The 15289-nt window shown below is 68.8% G+C and carries 16 protein-coding genes; 8 read left to right on the top strand and 8 right to left on the bottom strand.

Going from position 1 to position 15289, the window contains the following annotated elements; translation table 11 throughout:
- Window positions 1-28 precede the first annotated feature (28 nt).
- The 3 genes from pyrH to ACOZ4N_RS17420 are packed head-to-tail and all read right to left on the bottom strand — an operon-like array spanning window position 29 to window position 3368.
- The gene (pyrH, locus tag ACOZ4N_RS17430) at window positions 29-721 is read right to left on the bottom strand and encodes a UMP kinase (RefSeq protein ID WP_424017630.1); all 693 of its coding nucleotides are present in this window, start codon (window positions 719-721) and stop codon (window positions 29-31) included.
- Window positions 722-747: 26 nt separating this feature from the next.
- Entirely contained in the window at window positions 748-1824 is a 1077-nt protein-coding gene (locus ACOZ4N_RS17425; RefSeq protein WP_424017629.1) for an ATP-binding protein, read from the bottom strand.
- Window positions 1821-3368: a methyl-accepting chemotaxis protein gene (locus tag ACOZ4N_RS17420; protein ID WP_424017628.1), complete on the bottom strand. Its 1548-nt coding sequence runs from the start codon at window positions 3366-3368 to the stop codon at window positions 1821-1823. The genes ACOZ4N_RS17425 and ACOZ4N_RS17420 overlap by 4 nt, the downstream gene beginning before the upstream one ends.
- Window positions 3369-3615: 247 nt before the next feature.
- On the opposite strand from ACOZ4N_RS17420, the gene ACOZ4N_RS17415 reads away from it, so the two are divergent.
- The 3 genes from ACOZ4N_RS17415 to ACOZ4N_RS17405 all read left to right on the top strand — a co-directional run bounded on the left by ACOZ4N_RS17415 (window position 3616) and on the right by ACOZ4N_RS17405 (window position 6297).
- Window positions 3616-4446 carry a molybdopterin synthase gene (locus ACOZ4N_RS17415; RefSeq protein WP_424017627.1) on the top strand — a complete coding sequence of 277 codons (831 nt, stop codon included), beginning with the start codon at window positions 3616-3618 and terminating at the stop codon, window positions 4444-4446.
- A gap of 312 nt (window positions 4447-4758) precedes the next feature.
- Window positions 4759-5013 carry a DUF7123 family protein gene (locus ACOZ4N_RS17410; RefSeq protein ID WP_424017626.1) on the top strand — a complete coding sequence of 85 codons (255 nt, stop codon included), beginning with the start codon at window positions 4759-4761 and terminating at the stop codon, window positions 5011-5013.
- A 177-nt stretch (window positions 5014-5190) separates the two neighbouring features.
- On the top strand, window positions 5191-6297 hold the full coding sequence (locus ACOZ4N_RS17405; protein WP_424017625.1) for a site-2 protease family protein: 1107 nt from the start codon (window positions 5191-5193) through the stop codon (window positions 6295-6297).
- 7 nt (window positions 6298-6304) lie between these two features.
- Here ACOZ4N_RS17405 and thiL read toward each other — a convergent pair whose 3' ends face one another.
- Complete coding sequence (gene thiL / locus ACOZ4N_RS17400; RefSeq protein ID WP_424017624.1) at window positions 6305-7183, bottom strand: thiamine-phosphate kinase; 879 nt, start codon at window positions 7181-7183, stop codon at window positions 6305-6307.
- An 87-nt stretch (window positions 7184-7270) separates the two neighbouring features.
- On the opposite strand from thiL, the gene ACOZ4N_RS17395 reads away from it, so the two are divergent.
- The 5 genes from ACOZ4N_RS17395 to hisS all read left to right on the top strand — a co-directional run bounded on the left by ACOZ4N_RS17395 (window position 7271) and on the right by hisS (window position 11452).
- The gene (locus ACOZ4N_RS17395; protein ID WP_424017623.1) at window positions 7271-8314 is read left to right on the top strand and encodes a lysylphosphatidylglycerol synthase transmembrane domain-containing protein; all 1044 of its coding nucleotides are present in this window, start codon (window positions 7271-7273) and stop codon (window positions 8312-8314) included.
- A 60-nt stretch (window positions 8315-8374) separates the two neighbouring features.
- Complete coding sequence (locus ACOZ4N_RS17390) at window positions 8375-8836, top strand: 30S ribosomal protein S19e (RefSeq protein WP_424017622.1); 462 nt, start codon at window positions 8375-8377, stop codon at window positions 8834-8836.
- 331 nt (window positions 8837-9167) lie between these two features.
- Complete coding sequence (locus ACOZ4N_RS17385) at window positions 9168-9518, top strand: DNA-binding protein (RefSeq protein ID WP_424017621.1); 351 nt, start codon at window positions 9168-9170, stop codon at window positions 9516-9518.
- Entirely contained in the window at window positions 9519-10112 is a 594-nt protein-coding gene (locus tag ACOZ4N_RS17380; RefSeq protein ID WP_424017620.1) for a DUF7411 family protein, read from the top strand.
- Between the two features lie 38 nt (window positions 10113-10150).
- Entirely contained in the window at window positions 10151-11452 is a 1302-nt protein-coding gene (hisS, locus tag ACOZ4N_RS17375; RefSeq protein ID WP_424017619.1) for a histidine--tRNA ligase, read from the top strand.
- On the opposite strand, the gene ACOZ4N_RS17370 is transcribed toward hisS, so the two are convergent.
- The 4 genes from ACOZ4N_RS17370 to ACOZ4N_RS17355 all read right to left on the bottom strand — a co-directional run bounded on the left by ACOZ4N_RS17370 (window position 11449) and on the right by ACOZ4N_RS17355 (window position 15236).
- The gene (locus ACOZ4N_RS17370; RefSeq protein WP_424017618.1) at window positions 11449-12600 is read right to left on the bottom strand and encodes a hypothetical protein; all 1152 of its coding nucleotides are present in this window, start codon (window positions 12598-12600) and stop codon (window positions 11449-11451) included. The genes hisS and ACOZ4N_RS17370 overlap by 4 nt on opposite strands.
- Window positions 12593-13663, bottom strand: coding sequence for a helix-turn-helix transcriptional regulator (locus ACOZ4N_RS17365; RefSeq protein WP_424017617.1), 1071 nt, complete (start codon window positions 13661-13663; stop codon window positions 12593-12595). The genes ACOZ4N_RS17370 and ACOZ4N_RS17365 overlap by 8 nt, the downstream gene beginning before the upstream one ends.
- 184 nt (window positions 13664-13847) lie before the next feature.
- Window positions 13848-14636, bottom strand: a complete 789-nt coding sequence (locus ACOZ4N_RS17360) for a hypothetical protein (RefSeq protein ID WP_424017616.1) — start codon at window positions 14634-14636, stop codon at window positions 13848-13850.
- Between the two features lie 174 nt (window positions 14637-14810).
- Window positions 14811-15236, bottom strand: coding sequence for a universal stress protein (locus ACOZ4N_RS17355; RefSeq protein WP_424017615.1), 426 nt, complete (start codon window positions 15234-15236; stop codon window positions 14811-14813).
- Between the last annotated feature and the right edge of the window lie 53 nt (window positions 15237-15289).

Genomic DNA, 15289 nt, shown 5'->3' with positions numbered 1-15289 from the left:
TCCACGTCGATCTCGGGCACGTCACCGGTCACGCGCCATCACCCGGGACGATCTCGGTCCCGTCGTGGTGGTCGTCGAGGATCGCGCGCTCGACGGTTTCGGGGTCGGTCCCGTCCAGCACGACGGCCCGGAGGTTGGCCCGCTGGATGACCTTCGCGGCCAGCAGGTCGACGGGGGCGTTGCTCCCGGCGGCCATCTCGATGTCGGCGATCACGTCCACGAGGTCGGTGGCCGAGAGGTCGGTGTACTTCGTCGCGTCGTCGTGTTCGTTGGGGTCGGCGCTGAAGACGCCCGGGACGCTCGTGGCGTACACCAGCAGATCGGCGTTGACGTACTCGGCGAGAGCGGCGCTGACGGCGTCGGTGGTCTGTGCGGCCGCGACGCCGCCCATCACCGGTACGTCGCCACGGTGGAAGGCGGCCCCGGCGTCCTCGTACGTTTCGGGGGGCGTCGGCGCGGCCGCCTCACCGAGCGCGGCGATGAGCAGGCGAGCGTTCAGCCGCGTGACGCCGATGCCCAGCTGGTCGAGCTGCATCTCGTTGGCTCCGAGTTCCCGGGCCGAGTCGATGTAGTCGCGGGCGACCGTGCCACCGCCGACGACGACGCCGACGCGGTGGCCAGCCGCCAGCAGCGACTCGACCACGTCCGCGTAGGCGCGCACCCGCTCGGGATCGAGGTCCGGTGCGAGGACGCTCCCGCCGATAGAGACGACGACTTTCATTACGTCCCGGTTGCCCTGTTGCCGGCTTAAGGGTTGTCAAGCGGGGAGACGGAGGCGTGGTCCGTGTCCGCCGCCGGCGGCTGGCCGTCGGTCCGGGCCGGCCGGAGCCACAGTCTGACGACCGTCAGCCCGTCGTTTCGCTCGTATTCGAGGCGGCCACCAGAGATCTCGGTCACCCAGCGGACGAGCCACAGTCCGATCCCGCGGCCGTGCCGGAGTTCGGTGATCGCACTGTCCTCGAACACGGGGGCTCGTACGTTCTCCGGGATCCCCGGGCCGTCGTCGATCACCTCGACGGCGACCCGATCACCGGACGGTCGGACGGACACGTCGACGCTGTCACCGCCGTGTTTGGCGGCGTTGTCCAGCAGAGCTTCGAGGGCGGCCCGGAGCCGCGGCACGGCCACGACGGACTGCGTGTCGGGCGTGGACACCTGCACCGTCGTGTCCGGATAGGTGTGTGCCAGCGTCCCGGCGACTCTGCGACAGAGCTCCGCCACGTCTATCGGCCCGGGGTCGTGTTCGTCGAGCAGGAGGCGTTCGACGGTTCTGGCCTCCTCGCCGACGCTGGCGAGGCGCTCGGCCCGATCGACGATGGTCTCTGCGAGCGTGACGGTTTCCTCGTCCGTCGTCCGGCCCGCGATCTCGGTGGCAGTCCCCATGATGACCTGCAGATCGGTGCGGAGGTCGTGTCTGAGCAACCGGTGGACCACCTGAATGTGGCGTTCGTACCGGCGCTGATCGCTCAGATCGGTGTAGATGGCGAAGGCGTACTGGCCGCCGTCTCGCTCGTACGGAATACCTCGGTAGAGGAACTCACGTGGCCCCTGCGCCGTAACCCTCGTCACCAGTTCGGTGTTGGGTTTGTTCGCTGCCGTCCGTCGGTCGAACCGCGTCGCCTCCTCGACGCGGCCCTCGGGGACGATGAAGTCGTTGAGCGACTCGCCACGGAGCCGGTCGCGGTCGTAACCGAACACGGTCTCGAACGCGGGGTTGACCGTTCGCACGATGGGCTGGTCGTCGACGAGTTCGATCTCGACGACCGGATCGCCGATGAGTGTGAACAGGTGGCCGAATCGGTCTTCCGGTGTGGTCGCGGTCATGATCGGACGGTGTCGACACCGGGGAGTGAGACGGCGGCCCCGTCCCTGCCGGTCGGGGAGGTACGGACGTGGAGGCGACGTTCACCGGCCGACCGGGACAACTCGAACACCTGATCGGCCGCGCCGGCGTAGAACGCACCGAAGGTGTCGTCGACGGTCCCGTCGTCGACGACGTTCAGGACCGTATCCCGAGCGTCGAAGACGCCGGCGTCGTTCTCGTAGCGAGCCTCGCGTGCCCGTTGTTCGCCCAGCGTCCGGATCTCAGCCGCGACGTTGCCCACGACCAGCAGGGGCGCATCGCGGCGCCGAACGGTCCGCTCGTTGACCGTCGACAGCGAGGACGACGACAGATCGAACACGTTCCGGCGGGAACGCCAGTCGTCGAACGCGTCGAGGACGAACAGCCGGTCGCTTTCGAGTGCAGTTCGTGGCTGGCGTTCGAGCGATTCGGCCAGCGTCGCCTCGTCGAGGCCCGGCGGCGGCGTGAGCGAGACGGCGAGACCGGTATCGAGTGCCGCCGAACACAGTCCCGCGACCAGATCGGCGACCGGCCCCACGTCGTACCGGAGGACGATGCGGCCACCACGGACGAGTCCGTCGACCCGTTCGTCGAGTTCGGGGATTCCGGTCGGCACCGTCTCGACGGTGTCGGGAGCGAGCGGCGGGACGGCATCGCCGATGGCCTCGGAGATTTCACCGAGCATCGCGGTCTGCTCGGTCCGAGCCTCGCGGATGGTGGCGAGTTCTTCTTCGATGGCGTCCGTCCGCTCTGCCGCGCGCTCACACCGGTCGGCGACGCTCTCGCTGACTCTGGCTTGCTCGTCGGTCGTCGCCGACATGGCGGCCACGTCCTCCGACGTGGTCTCGACGGTCTCGGCCACGTCGGCCAGACTGTCGGCCGCTCGTTCGATCTGTCGTGCGCTCGCGGTAATCTCGTCGACGGCCTCGTCGAGGCTGGAGACGGTCGCGTCGGTCGCTTCGCGGACTTCGGTCAGCGTCGTGGCGATATCGTCCGAGAGTTGCTGTGACTCGGCGGCCAGTCCCTTGATCTCGTCGGCGACGACGGCGAACCCGTCGCTGTCACCGTCGGTACGTGCGGCCTCGATGGACGCGTTCAGCGCCAGGATGTTGGTCTGTTCCGCGATATCGTCGATGTTCCCGAGCGCACTCTCGATGCTGTCGATCCGCTGTTGGAGTCGCTGCATCTCCTCGGCGGCGGCGACACCCGTCTCACGGACTGACTCCATCCGCTCCATCGCCGCCCCGGCGGCGGCACGCCCCTCGCTCGCCGCTTCGGCCGCGCGGGTCGTCCGCTCGTCGATCTCCTGTGAACTCGCGGCCATCTCCTCTATCGTCGCACTCAGATCCGAAACGTCCGCGAGGACCGAACGCATCTCCTCGGCCTGCGTCGCCATCCTGTCGTCGATATCACCCAATCCGTCGTCGACGGAGACGGACGCCGTCCGAACGACTTTCAGAGCGCCACGTGCGTTCACGAGCGCACGTCGCTCCGGATCGGCGATGTCGGTCGCCCGTCCGGTCACGCGACACCAACCCCCAGAGCCGAGAAGTTTAGAATATCAAAAAATGATTCGATAAGCGACGTACACCATCTGTAATTATCGACTTTCATAACACGAGCATGGAGTGAGATCGGCGAGGATTAAGTATTGGGTATATTTTCATTTAACGGCCTTAATCATCACAGGCGGACGTGGAGTGGGACCACCCGGGCGGTGGCCGGTCGCTCGGTCCCGAAGGCCTATGCGCCGCGCGACCCGACCAGCAGGTATGCACGTACTCGGGGTCGTCGGGCCCTCGGACTCGGGGAAGACGACGCTGGTCGAACGGCTCGCCGACAGACTGGCCGAGCGCGGCCGCGTGGCGACGGTCAAACACCTCACGCACGCGCCCGACATCGACACAGACGGGAAAGACACCGCACGCCACCGGGCGGCCGGTGCGGAGACGACCTACGGCCTCACCGACGACGACGGGTGGTTCGCCACGGGCGAGGACCGCACGCTCGACGACGCACTGGACGCGCTCGCCCCCGACTACGACTACGCCGTCGTCGAGGGGTTCAGCGACGCCGCCATCCCGCAGGTCGTGCTGGGCGACCGTGACCACGCCGGGCCGGAACTGGCCGCCGCGCCGACGGCCGACGACGTGGATGTCGACGCCGTTCTCGACGGGCTGGCCGGGACCGAACCCCGCGAGACGCTCGAATCGCTGGTCGAGCGGGTCAAGCGTTCCCCACGGGCCGAGCGGGCGGGTGCCATCGCCACCTTCACCGGGCGCGTCCGCGCGAAGGACGCCCCCGACGACGACCCCACGGAGTACCTGGCCTTCGAGAAGTACGAGGGCGTCGCCGACGACCGGATGGAGACCATCGCGGCCGAACTCGAAGACCGGGAGGGCGTCCTCGACGTGGTGCTGCACCACCGCACCGGCGTCATCGAGTACGGCGAAGACATCGTGTTCGTCGTCGTGCTGGCGGGCCACCGCCGCGAGGCTTTCCGGACCGTCGAGGACGGCATCGACCGCCTCAAAGACGAGGTGCCGCTGTTCAAGAAGGAGGTCACCGTCGACGACGAGTTCTGGGTCCACGAACGGGAGTAGCCACCGGTCGTGGCCCGCGCGCTCGCCGGTCACCCTGGCCGCGCGCCACGGTAGTACCGGCAACATGACCCGGTAGAGGGCTGGTGTGAGACGCCCGTCAGACAGTTAGATCGAGGAGTTCGCAAGCCACCTATAACGGATTCTAAGAGCATTATAAAACGTCTCGCGTTCTCTCGAAACGTCCTGAAAAACGCGTTTCACACCGGTTTACGAACGAACAAACGCAAAGCGTCGCTAAAACCGGCGAAGTGATGCGAAGGTTCCTGCCTTTATATGGGGTCGTGGTCGGAAGGGGCGAGTGAGGTGTCAAAGATGAGCGCAACCACACAGCCCTCCACGACGGACGACGAGACCGCGAGCAAGGAAGAACGACTCAAGGCCTTCCTCGCACAGAAGGCAGAAGACGGTGAGCTGTACTTCAAGAGCAAGTTCATCGCGGACGAAGTCGGACTGTCGCCCAAGGAGATCGGTGCGCTGATGGTGAAGCTGAAAGACTCCGCCAGCGAGCTGGAGATCGAGAAGTGGTCGTACACGAGCGCGACCACGTGGCGCATCGAATCCGTCTGATCGGACACCACGCCCGCCCGACGCCCCGCCGCGAAGCCGACCGGCGTCCGGCCGAACTGTGTGAGGCCGGGCTCGGAAGTCGAGTGAAACGAGTCTGCCGGCGGTCGTTCGACGCCCTGCGAACGGCCACCACGTCGACACGAGGTTTTTACAGTACCGACCCGTAACTACTGGTCGATGGCGGCTGCCCGGACGCCGGGGGACGGCCCGCCCATCGAGGAGTTCGCGTCGGTGTTTCGCGTCCACGAGGTCCGAACCGACGGCGATAGGCTCCTCTACGTCGGCCGTCCGACCGTCTCCGCCGACGCCCTGGAACGCGAGGTCCACCCACTGTTTCGCGAGTACGGGTACGAGATCTCCCTCCGACGACACCAGCCGGCCGGCCCGACAGGACCCGGCACGTACGCGCTGGTCGCCGAACCCCAGACGGTCGGCGTCGACGGGATTCCCTGGACGAACGTCGCGCTCGCACTGGCCACAGTGGCGACCACGCTGTTCGTCGGCTCGCTGTGGTACCAAGGCAACGCCTTCGCCGATCCCGCCTCCGCGCTCCGTGCCTGGCCCTTCACCGCGGCCGTCCTCGGCGTGATCGGCACCCACGAACTCGGCCACTACGTCACGAGCCGCTACCACCGCGTGGACGCCAGCCTCCCGTACTTCATCCCCGTTCCCATCCCGCCCTTCGGCACGATGGGCGCGGTCATCCGGATGAAAGGCCGGATTCCGGACCGCGAGGCGCTGTTCGACATCGGCATCGCCGGCCCGCTGGCTGGCCTGGTCGCCACCGTCGTCGTCACCGTGATCGGACTCCACCTCCCGCCGGTCACCAACCCCTTCGGCGTGCAGTTCAACCACCCGCTCCTGTTGCAGGCCATCGCGGCCGCGACCGGCCGACAACTCGTCTACAGCGACCCCCGACTGATCTTCAACCCCGTCGTCTTCGGCGGCTGGCTCGGGGCTTTCCTGACCTTCCTGAACCTGCTCCCGGTGGGGCAACTCGACGGGGGCCACGTCGTCCGCGCGATGTTCGGCGAGCGCACCGAAACCATCGGGGCGGCCGTGCCGGCCGCGCTGTTCGGACTCGGTGCCTTCCAGTTGCTCGGCCGGAGCGGCGAGGTGACGCTGGTCTGGTTCCTCTGGGGGACGCTCGCCCTTGGACTGGCCTACGCCGGGCCGACGACACCCATCAGCGACGAGGGACTCGACCGCAAGCGGTTCGCGCTGGGCGTCGTCACCTTCCTGATCGGGCTGACCTGCTTCACGCCGGTCCCCGTCAGCGCCTGACGCACTCTTACTCCTCGCCGTGCGTGTACCCGCGATCCGGGAGCGGCACGTCGTCGAGCGTGACTTCGGGCCCCTCGGTGACGGTCCCGAGACGGGTGATCGGCACGTCACACACGTCCCGGAGCCCCGGCAGACTGTCGGGTGCCGCGGTGAACACGAGCTCGAAGTCCTCGCCGAAGAACACGCCGAGTTCGCGCCGGTCGGCGGGGTCGTCGGTCACGTCGTCCACGGCGTCGTCGATGGGCAGTGGTGTCTCGACGGCGAAGCCGCAGTCGCTGGCCTCGGCGAGCTGGTGGAGCGACCGGGCCAGCCCGTCGCTGGAGTCGATCATCGCGGTCGCCGAGGAGGAGATCGCCAGTCCGGGGACGACCCGTGGGGTGAACCGAAAGAGATCGTTGGCCCACTCGTAGTCGCCCCGCTCGAACAGGCGGATCGCGGCCCCGCTCCGGCCGAGCGTCCCAGTCACACAGAGGGCGTCGCCGGGTTCGGCACCGGAACGGCGGACGGGGTCGGCCGTGCGGCCGAGAGCGGTGGTCGCGACGGTGAACTCCTCGTGGTCGTCGAGGTCGCCGCCGACGTACTCGGCCTCGACGTAGGCACACACGTCCTGTGCGCCGCGCACGAACGCGCGCAACTCGTCGGGGTCGAATGCGGGGGCGGCGTACACCGCGACGGCGGCGGTGGCCTCGGCACCCATCGCGGCCACGTCGGACAGCGACGCGCCGACGGCCCGCCAGCCGGCGGTGTACCTGGTCGTGCCGTCGGGGAAGTCCGTGCGGTCGTGGAGCATGTCCGTCGTGAGGACCTGCTCACCGACGACGGCGGCGTCGTCGCCCGCGGCGGGGAGGTCGTCGGCCAGCAGCGACAGGGCCGCCCGCTCGTCCATAGGGTGTCATCGCACCCGCTCGTTAAGAAAACAACCCCTCAGACCGGAGTCGGAGGCTTCAAGCGACGACCGGTCCACGGGCGAGATATGGACGGGGAGCGCGGAGCGACGGCCCTCGGGTTCGCCGCCGCCATCGTCGTCCTCGGGGTCGTCTTCTGGATCGTCGGCATCGACAAGACGGTGCAGGCGTTGCGGTCCGCGAGCCTCCCCATCGCACTGCTGGTCGTGCCGGTCGCGGTCTGCTGGCTCACCATGTGGGGGATGGCGCTCCACACAGTTCTGCGGGCGCTGGGTACTCCCGTCAGCGCGCCGACGGCCGTGCTGGTGTTCGTCTCCGCGATGTTCGCGAACAACGTCACGCCGTTCGGGCAGGCCGGCGGCGAACCGCTGTCGGCACTGCTGATCTCCGAGTCGGCCGACACCGAGTACGAGACGGGGCTGGCGGCCATCGCGTCGGTCGACGCGCTCCACTTCGTCCCCTCCATCGGGCTGGCGACGCTCGGACTTGGCTACATCGCCGTCCAGACGGTGACGCTGGGCCGGAACCTGCTGTTGGCGGCGGGGGCCGTCGCCGTCCTCGCGACGGCGGTCCCGCTGGCCGCCTTCCTGGGCTGGCGCTACCGGTACGAACTCGAAGCCGCCGTCGTGCGCGTTCTCACACCGGTCATCCGCGGGGTCGGGAGTCTCGTTCCCGGGCGAGAGCCCATCGAACCCGCGGTCATCGAGCGGCGCATCGAGGGCTTTTTCGAGGCCATCGACCGGGTGGCGGCCAGTCGACGGACGATCATCACGGCGCTCGGGTTCTCGCTGGCGGGCTGGGTCTCGCTCGCCGGTGCGCTGTGGGTGGCCACCTACGCGGTCGGGGTCACCGTCCCGTTCGCCGCCGTGATGGTCGTGGTCCCGATTGGCTCCATCGCGGGGGTGACGCCGCTCCCGGGCGGACTCGGCGGAATCGAGGCCGCCTTCGCCGCGCTGCTCGTGGCGACGACCGGCATCCCCGGGTCGACCGCGTTCGCCGCCGTCTTCATCCACCGCGCCGCGACGTACTGGCTCTCGACGATCACCGGCGGCGGGATCGCGGCCGCGATCTGGACACAGCGGAGCCAGAAACGGCGGGCGAACTCGGAGTGACGCGGCCGCGACGGGACGCTAACGATGCGCTTTTATGACGCCGCGCGGAACGGAGATGCAATGACGACGCTCTACGACGCGCCCGCCGAGGATCTCATCGAGGCGGTCGCCGAGAAGCTCGCCGAGGAAGAAGCAGTGACAGAACCCGACTGGGCCCGCTACACCAAGACCGGTACCGGTCGCGAACTCCCGCCCGAGCAGGAGGACTTCTGGCAGCGCCGCGCCGCCAGCCTGCTCCGGAAGGTCGCCGTCGACGGCCCCGTGGGCGTCGAGCGCCTCCGGACCGAGTACGGCGGTTCCAAGCAGGGCTCGACCCGCTACCGGGTCCGCCCGCCGAACAGCACGGACGGCTCCGGGAAGGTCATCCGGACCGCGCTCCAGCAGCTCGAAGACGCCGGTTACATCGAGATCGCGCAGGGTGAAGGCCGCAAGGTCGCCCCCGACGGCAAGAGCCTGCTCGACGACACCGCGGGCGAGGTTCTGGAAGACCTCGACCGCCCGGAACTCGAACGCTACGCGTAAGCCGATCTTCTCAGTTTTCTCTGGGCGAGTAGCGGAGGCTGTGGCGGTCGCAGTGCGGTAGCTGTGGCGGTACGGATGCGGTGGCTGTGGCGGTAGCAATTAGCGTCCGGCGGCCAGAGGCCGCCGGTTCCTCGCGAGCGCGACCGGTGGTCGCGTCTTCTCGCGGGCTTCGCCCGCTCGAACGGTCCGCGGAACTCCGTTCCGCGCTACTCGCGCCCTTTTTTGGTCCAGCTTTTTTCGAGGAGTGGTGGCGCGCTCCGCGCGCCACCCGACGAAGAAAAAAGGTGGTCCGTTAGGGTTTTGCGGCTGACCGAGCAAGTGTCGGGTAGTCATGAGTGGCGAGCCCGACGACGAGGAACTCGAACGGCTGCGACAGGAGAAAATGGAGAAACTGCGCGAGCAGAAACAGGGGCAGGGCGGCGGAGAGGCCCAAGAGGCCCAGCGCCAGCAGGCCGAGGCCCAGAAGAAGGCCCTGCTCCGCCAGCACCTGACCGACGGGGCGCGCAAGCGGCTGAACACGGTGAAGATGTCCAAGCCCCAGTTCGGCGAGCAGGTCGAAAAACAGGTCATCGCGCTGGCCCGCAGCGGGCGCATCCAGGGCAAGATCGACGAGGAGAAGATGAAAGACCTCCTCTCGGAGCTGAAGCCCGACTCGAAGAGTTTCGACATCGAACGCCGGTAGATGGACGTCGGCGTCCTCTACAGCGGCGGCAAGGACTCGACGCTGGCCGCGCTCGTCCTCGATCCGTTCTACGAGGTTACCCTCGTGTCGGCGACGTTCGGGATCACCGACGCCGCCGATCACGCACGAGAGGCCGCCGAGTCGGTGGGCTTTCCACTGGAGACGGTCGAGCTTGACGAGTCGGTCGCTCGCGACGCCGCCGCGCGGATGGTCGAGGACGGCTTCCCGCGCAACGGGATTCAGGAGGTGCACGATCACGTGCTCGAAGTCGTCGCCGCGGAGTCCTTTTCCGCGGTCGCGGACGGCACGCGCCGTGACGACCGGGTGCCGACGGTCTCGCGGGCCCAGGCCCAGAGTCTCGAAGACCGCCACGACGTGGACTACATCGCGCCGCTGTCGGGGTTCGGTCGCGGTGCGGTCGACGACCTCGTCGACGAGCGGCTGGTCGTCGAGGAGGGACCGAGCGAGGAGATTCAGAAAGGCGACTACGAGGCGGAGTTGCGCGAAGTGATCCGCGAGGAGTTCGAGGACGGGGCCGTCGAGGACGTGTTTCCCGAACACGACCAGACGCGAGTGGTTGGGCTTCGGGAGTAACGAACAGATTCAAGCGCGCGGTGGGCAAAGCGGGGCACATGTACGACGGCCTGAAGGGCTTTCGCGATTTCTACCCCGCGGAGATGGGGCCCCGGCGAGAGGTCATCGACACGCTGGAGGCCACGGCGAAGCGGTACGGCTTCCGCGAGATCGGGACACCCGCGATGGAGCGCACCGAGATGTACGTGGACAAGAGCGGCGAGGGCATCGTCGAGGAACTGTACGCCTTCGAGGACAAGGGCGGCCGCGACGTGTCGCTCACCCCCGAACTGACGCCGACGGTCGCGCGGATGGTCGTCGCCAAGCAACAGGAACTCTCGAAGCCGATCAAGTGGGTCTCGACCCGTCCCTTCTGGCGCTACGAACAGGTCCAGCAGGGCCGGTTCCGGGAGTTCTATCAGACCAACGTCGACATCTTCGGCTCCGCGGAACCCGAGGCCGACGCCGAAGTGCTGGCCTTCGCCGCCGACGCGCTGACCAACCTCGGCCTCACGAACGAGGAGTTCGAGTTCCGCGTCTCCCACCGTGACATCCTCGGGGGCCTGCTGGAGGCGTTCGACGCCGACGTGGACACCCGCGAGGCCATCCGGGCGGTCGACAAATCCGAGAAGATCGACGAGTCGGAGTACCACGACCTGCTGGTCGAGGCCGGCCTCTCCTACGAGCAGGCCGCCGAGTTCGACGACCTGCTCGACACCGGCGAGGAGAATCTCGACGAACTGATCGAGTTCGCCGGGACCGACCGGGTGGAGGCGGCGGTGACGAACCTCCAGAACGTGCTGGCCGTGGCCGACGACTTCGGCGCGCGGGAGTACTGCACGCTCTCGCTGGAGACCGCCCGCGGGCTGGACTACTACACGGGCGTCGTCTTCGAGTGTTTCGACGCCACTGGCGAGGTCTCGCGGTCCGTGTTCGGCGGGGGTCGCTACGACGACCTCATCGAGAGTTTCGGCGGCCAGCCGACGCCCGCCGTGGGGGTCGCGCCCGGTCTCGCGCCGCTGTCCCTGTTGCTCCAGCGGGCGGGCGTCTGGCCCGACGAGGGGTTCACGACCGACTACTACGTGCTGCAGGTCGGTGACACCCGCCAGGTGGCGGCCGACATCACCCGCGCGTTGCGCGAGCGCGGCCACGTGGTCGAGACCGACCTCTCGGACCGGAGTTTCGGCGGCCAGCTGGACTACGCCGACTCCGTGGACGCCGAGACGGTCGTCATCGTCGGCGAGCAGGACCTCGAAGACGACGCCGTGACGGTCAAGGACATGAAATCAGGTGACCAGAAACAGGTTCCGCTGGCGGAGTTCCCGGGCGACCACGACCGGCCGACCTTCGACGACTTCTAGCCGTCGAACAGGCCGTCGTCGGTCGACTCGCCGCCGTCTGCCGCCTCCTCCTCGGCCGTCGCCGTGTCGTCCTCGAACAGGCCGGTGCCGTCGTCACCGGCCGAGTCGTCGGTCGGCGTCCCGGTGTCGTCGAGTAGCCCGTCGTCCGTGCCGTCGATCAGGCCGTCCTCGTCGGAGACGTTCCCGTCGAGGTTGCCCCCGAACGGGTCCTCACTGCCGTCGGAACCGTCATGTTCGGTCCCGGTCCCGTCGAGCAGACCGTCGGAATCGTTCGCGTCGTCTTCGATCACGTCGCCGAGTGCCAGCGACTCGTTGTCCGCGCCCAGTTCGTCGAGCGCGTCGCCGAGCGTCGAGTCGTTTCCTTCGAACGGCCAGTCGGTCCGGTTGGTCGGGGCGACGGTCTCGTTGAGGCCGTCGAGGATGTCCTCGGCGTCGATCCCCTCGTCCTCGTCGATCTCGTCGGCGACCAGGGACCGGCCGAGCGCCCGGAGGTCACTCCCGAGGTCGGCCGACACCGAGTCCGAGCGGTTGGCCAGCGCGCGGAACCGCTCGGCGGAGAGTCCGTACTCGCCCCTGACGGCGGCCGGGAGGGCAGCCGTCGCGCGTTCGCCGCGGTCGGCCAGCCGCCGGTTCACGGCCGCCTCGACGGAGACCGTGGCCGCGAGGTAGGCGTACGCGCCGGCCGAGACCGAGCGGTTGTCGGCCGCCGCCCGGAGGCGTTCGCGGCGCTCGCGGAGCGAGGCGAGGCGGGCGTCGGCGCGCGCTTCCAGCACCGCCAGCACCGCGGCTCGCTCCTCGGGGGAGTCGGCGCGGCCGAGTCTGACGACCAGCGTCCGGGTTTCGAGTTCGCCCGCCGCCTCGGACTGCTGGCTCCCGATGGCCCCGGCGAGTCGGGCCCCGGCCGACGCCGTCGCGTTCGCGCTACTGGCGCTGCCGCCTGCGTCACCGGTCCGGGCGGCGTCGGCACTGGCGGCGTTCTCGGCGGTCGCGGCGGTGGCGCTACCGTCGGTGGCCGCCGTGTCCGCCGTCGGGGAGTCGGCCAGCAGGCCGGCCGCCGGAACGGCGGCTCCGACGACGAGGCAGACGGCCAGCACCGCGGCGACGAGCGGGCGCAGGCGGTTCGAGAGTCGTGATTGGGTGTCAGTCATGGGTTTCCTCCGGGAGTGAGATGACGTTCTCGCGGCCGAGGCGGAACACTTCGATCTCGTCGTCGTCCCTGAGCCGGGAGACGACGCGGCTGGTCTTCGAGTCGCCCCAGTCGCAGGCGTCGGCGAGTTCCTGCTGTTTGATCCGGCCGCCGTGGTCGCGGATGGCCGACAGCGCGCGCTCGTCGTCGCTGAGCAGGTCCGCCGACGGGCCGTCTCCGGCCCCGTCGTCGCCGTCGGATGCGGCCGCCGTCCCGGCCGTCGATCCGGCCGTCGACTCGGCTACTGTCGCGCCGTCGCCGGGGCCGTCGGCCCCGTCGGTCGGCCGTCTGCGGACGTACAGCACGCCGGCGGCGCCGAGAGCGGCGAGGACGAGGACGGCGACGCCGGCCGCCAGGAACGGGAACCCGCCGGCGGTCGCCGGCTCGGAGTCGACCGTTTCGCTGGCGACGATTCGCGGGGCCGTCGAACCGAAGCCGAGTTCGCCCACCCAGGCGACCCGGTCGCTCCTGGTCTCGGTCGGTTCGGGCGTCACCCGGTCGAGGCGGTAGCCCTCGGGCCAGGCGACGGTGAGCCGCGTGTCCGGGCCGAGGTAGAAGCCGCTGATGGCGTCGCCGATCCGGAGCGTCGAGGCGTTGCCGCCGACGAATCCCGACCAGGCGAACCGGTAGGTGACGATGCCGGTCGACTGTGCGAGGCGCTGGCGGCGGACCGTCACCGTGACGTTCGAGAGCGCCATCTCGCGGCCGGTCTCGTTCTCGGCCTGCCGGACCGACGGGCGGATGTCGGCGGCGAACGCCTCGACGTAGGTCGAGCGGTTCGCCTCGATGTCCTGCCGATAGGAGGTGAAGGCCTCCCTCTCGCCGGGCTCGGTCAGGTAGAACTGGTACTGGATCTCCCAGGCGGCGGTCCCGTCGGCACCGGCGTCGATCCGGATGAGCGTGCTGTCGGGCGACAGCGACTCGTTGTCCGCGCCGGCGGACTGGGCCGCCGCCGGACCGGCACAGAGCCAGCAGGCGGCGACGACGGCCACGCCGACGAGCAGCCACCGGGATACTCGTTGCATTCCGTCTGTTGAGGGATAGGTCGAGTGATCGTAATCTATCTTCGGATGCGAACCGCGGACGGGACCCCGGGACACGAAACGCGCCAGCGGGAATGGCAGGGCGGAACATGTGAATGGGGTTCGGGTGGGTCCCGTGGGGAATCGGCTGGATGTCAGTTCGGGTGCTGGAGTTGGAGGAGCGCCGTTAGTCCTCGAGTTCGTCCTGGAGATCGTCGACCTCCCTGCTCAGTTCGTCGTTGGCGTCTGCCATCTCATCGCTGGCCTCCTCGTCGAGTTCGTCGAGCGCCTCGGAGGAGTCCTCGTTGGCGTCGGCGATCTCCTCGCTGGTCTCGTTGTCGAACTCGTCGAGTTCCTCGTTCAGTTCGTCGCGTGCGTTGTCGCGGGCGTCGTCGACGGCGGCGCTGGCGTTCGCGTCCGCCTCGGCGTCGGCTTCGGCCTCGGCGTCAGCCTCTAGGTCGGCCTCGGCGTTGCCCGCCGCGTTGGCGTTCTCGTCGCCCCGGGCGTTGGCTTCGGCCTCCTCGCTGGCGAACAGGCTCAGGACGCTCGCGACGAAGCCCTCGTCGCTGTCCGCACCGTCGTCCGCGCTCGCACTCGCGTCGGTGTTCGCGTCGGCCTGGGCGTTCCCGTCGAACGGGAGGTCGATCACGATGCCGAAGGGCAGCACGACGTTCCCCTCGGTACTCACGTCGGCGGAGCCCTCGGCGGCGGCCTCGCCGCGGTCCGCGCGGGCGTCACCGTTCGCGCTCGCGGAGGCGTCGACGGCCACAGCCGCCGAGCCGCTGGCCCCGCCGTTCGCGTCGGCGCTACCGGAGGCCGTCACCGCGACCTCGGCACCGGCCTCGGCTTCGGCCTCGCCGTCCGTCTCGTTCTCGACCTGTGCGTCCGTGCTCGCGGCCGCCGCTGCGGGCACCGTCGCGGTGAGGACCACCGCGAGCGCCAGCAGCAGCGAACCAGTTCGGGTGTTCAGGCGCATTGCATCCCCAGCTTGTGCCGGGAGGGTCGTATAAAGGGGTGGCCCTGGCGGTGTATTCCACCGGATTGGCGTCACTTGCACCGATTTTCACACCGTTGCTGTCGTGCGGTTACGGTCGGTACGCTCGAACAGCCGCGTTGAACGGTCGAAAGTTTGAAGTTGAGGTTTTCGGAGTCAGTCGTCGTCGCCGGTCGCGACGAAGACCGGTTGCTCGGCGTCGAGGAGGACGGCCTGTGTGACGCTGCCGAACAGGGCTTTGCCGACGGGGGATCGTTTCCGACCGTGGATAGCGATGGCGTCCACGTCGAGTTCGGCCGCGGTCTCCAGGATGACCGTCGCGGGATCGCCGTGTTCGTGGCGGACCCGCGCAGTCACACCGGCAGCTTCGAGCGCGTCGACGGCCGCCGTGACGCTCTCGGGCACGTCGTCTTCGTCGTAGATGGCCTCGGAGGAGACGGCTTCGCCCTCGTCGCGAACCTCGAACTGTTCGAAGACGTTGAGGACGGTGACCTCGACTTCCTCGGGATCGGCGGGGAGGTCGGTGACGGTCTCGACGAGCGGCGCGGGTTCGTCCTCCGTCGCGAGTAACACGTGATACATGGCCCCTGCTTCGAGCGGCCGGTACTTAGTTGGGCTGACCCGTTCAGTCGCGA

The organism is Halorientalis pallida (assembly GCF_049605515.1).
Taxonomy (GTDB): Archaea; Halobacteriota; Halobacteria; order Halobacteriales; family Haloarculaceae; genus Halorientalis; species Halorientalis pallida_A.
The sequence above is the reverse complement of the archived record's forward strand: the minus strand, read 5'-3'. Positions and strand labels throughout refer to the sequence as shown.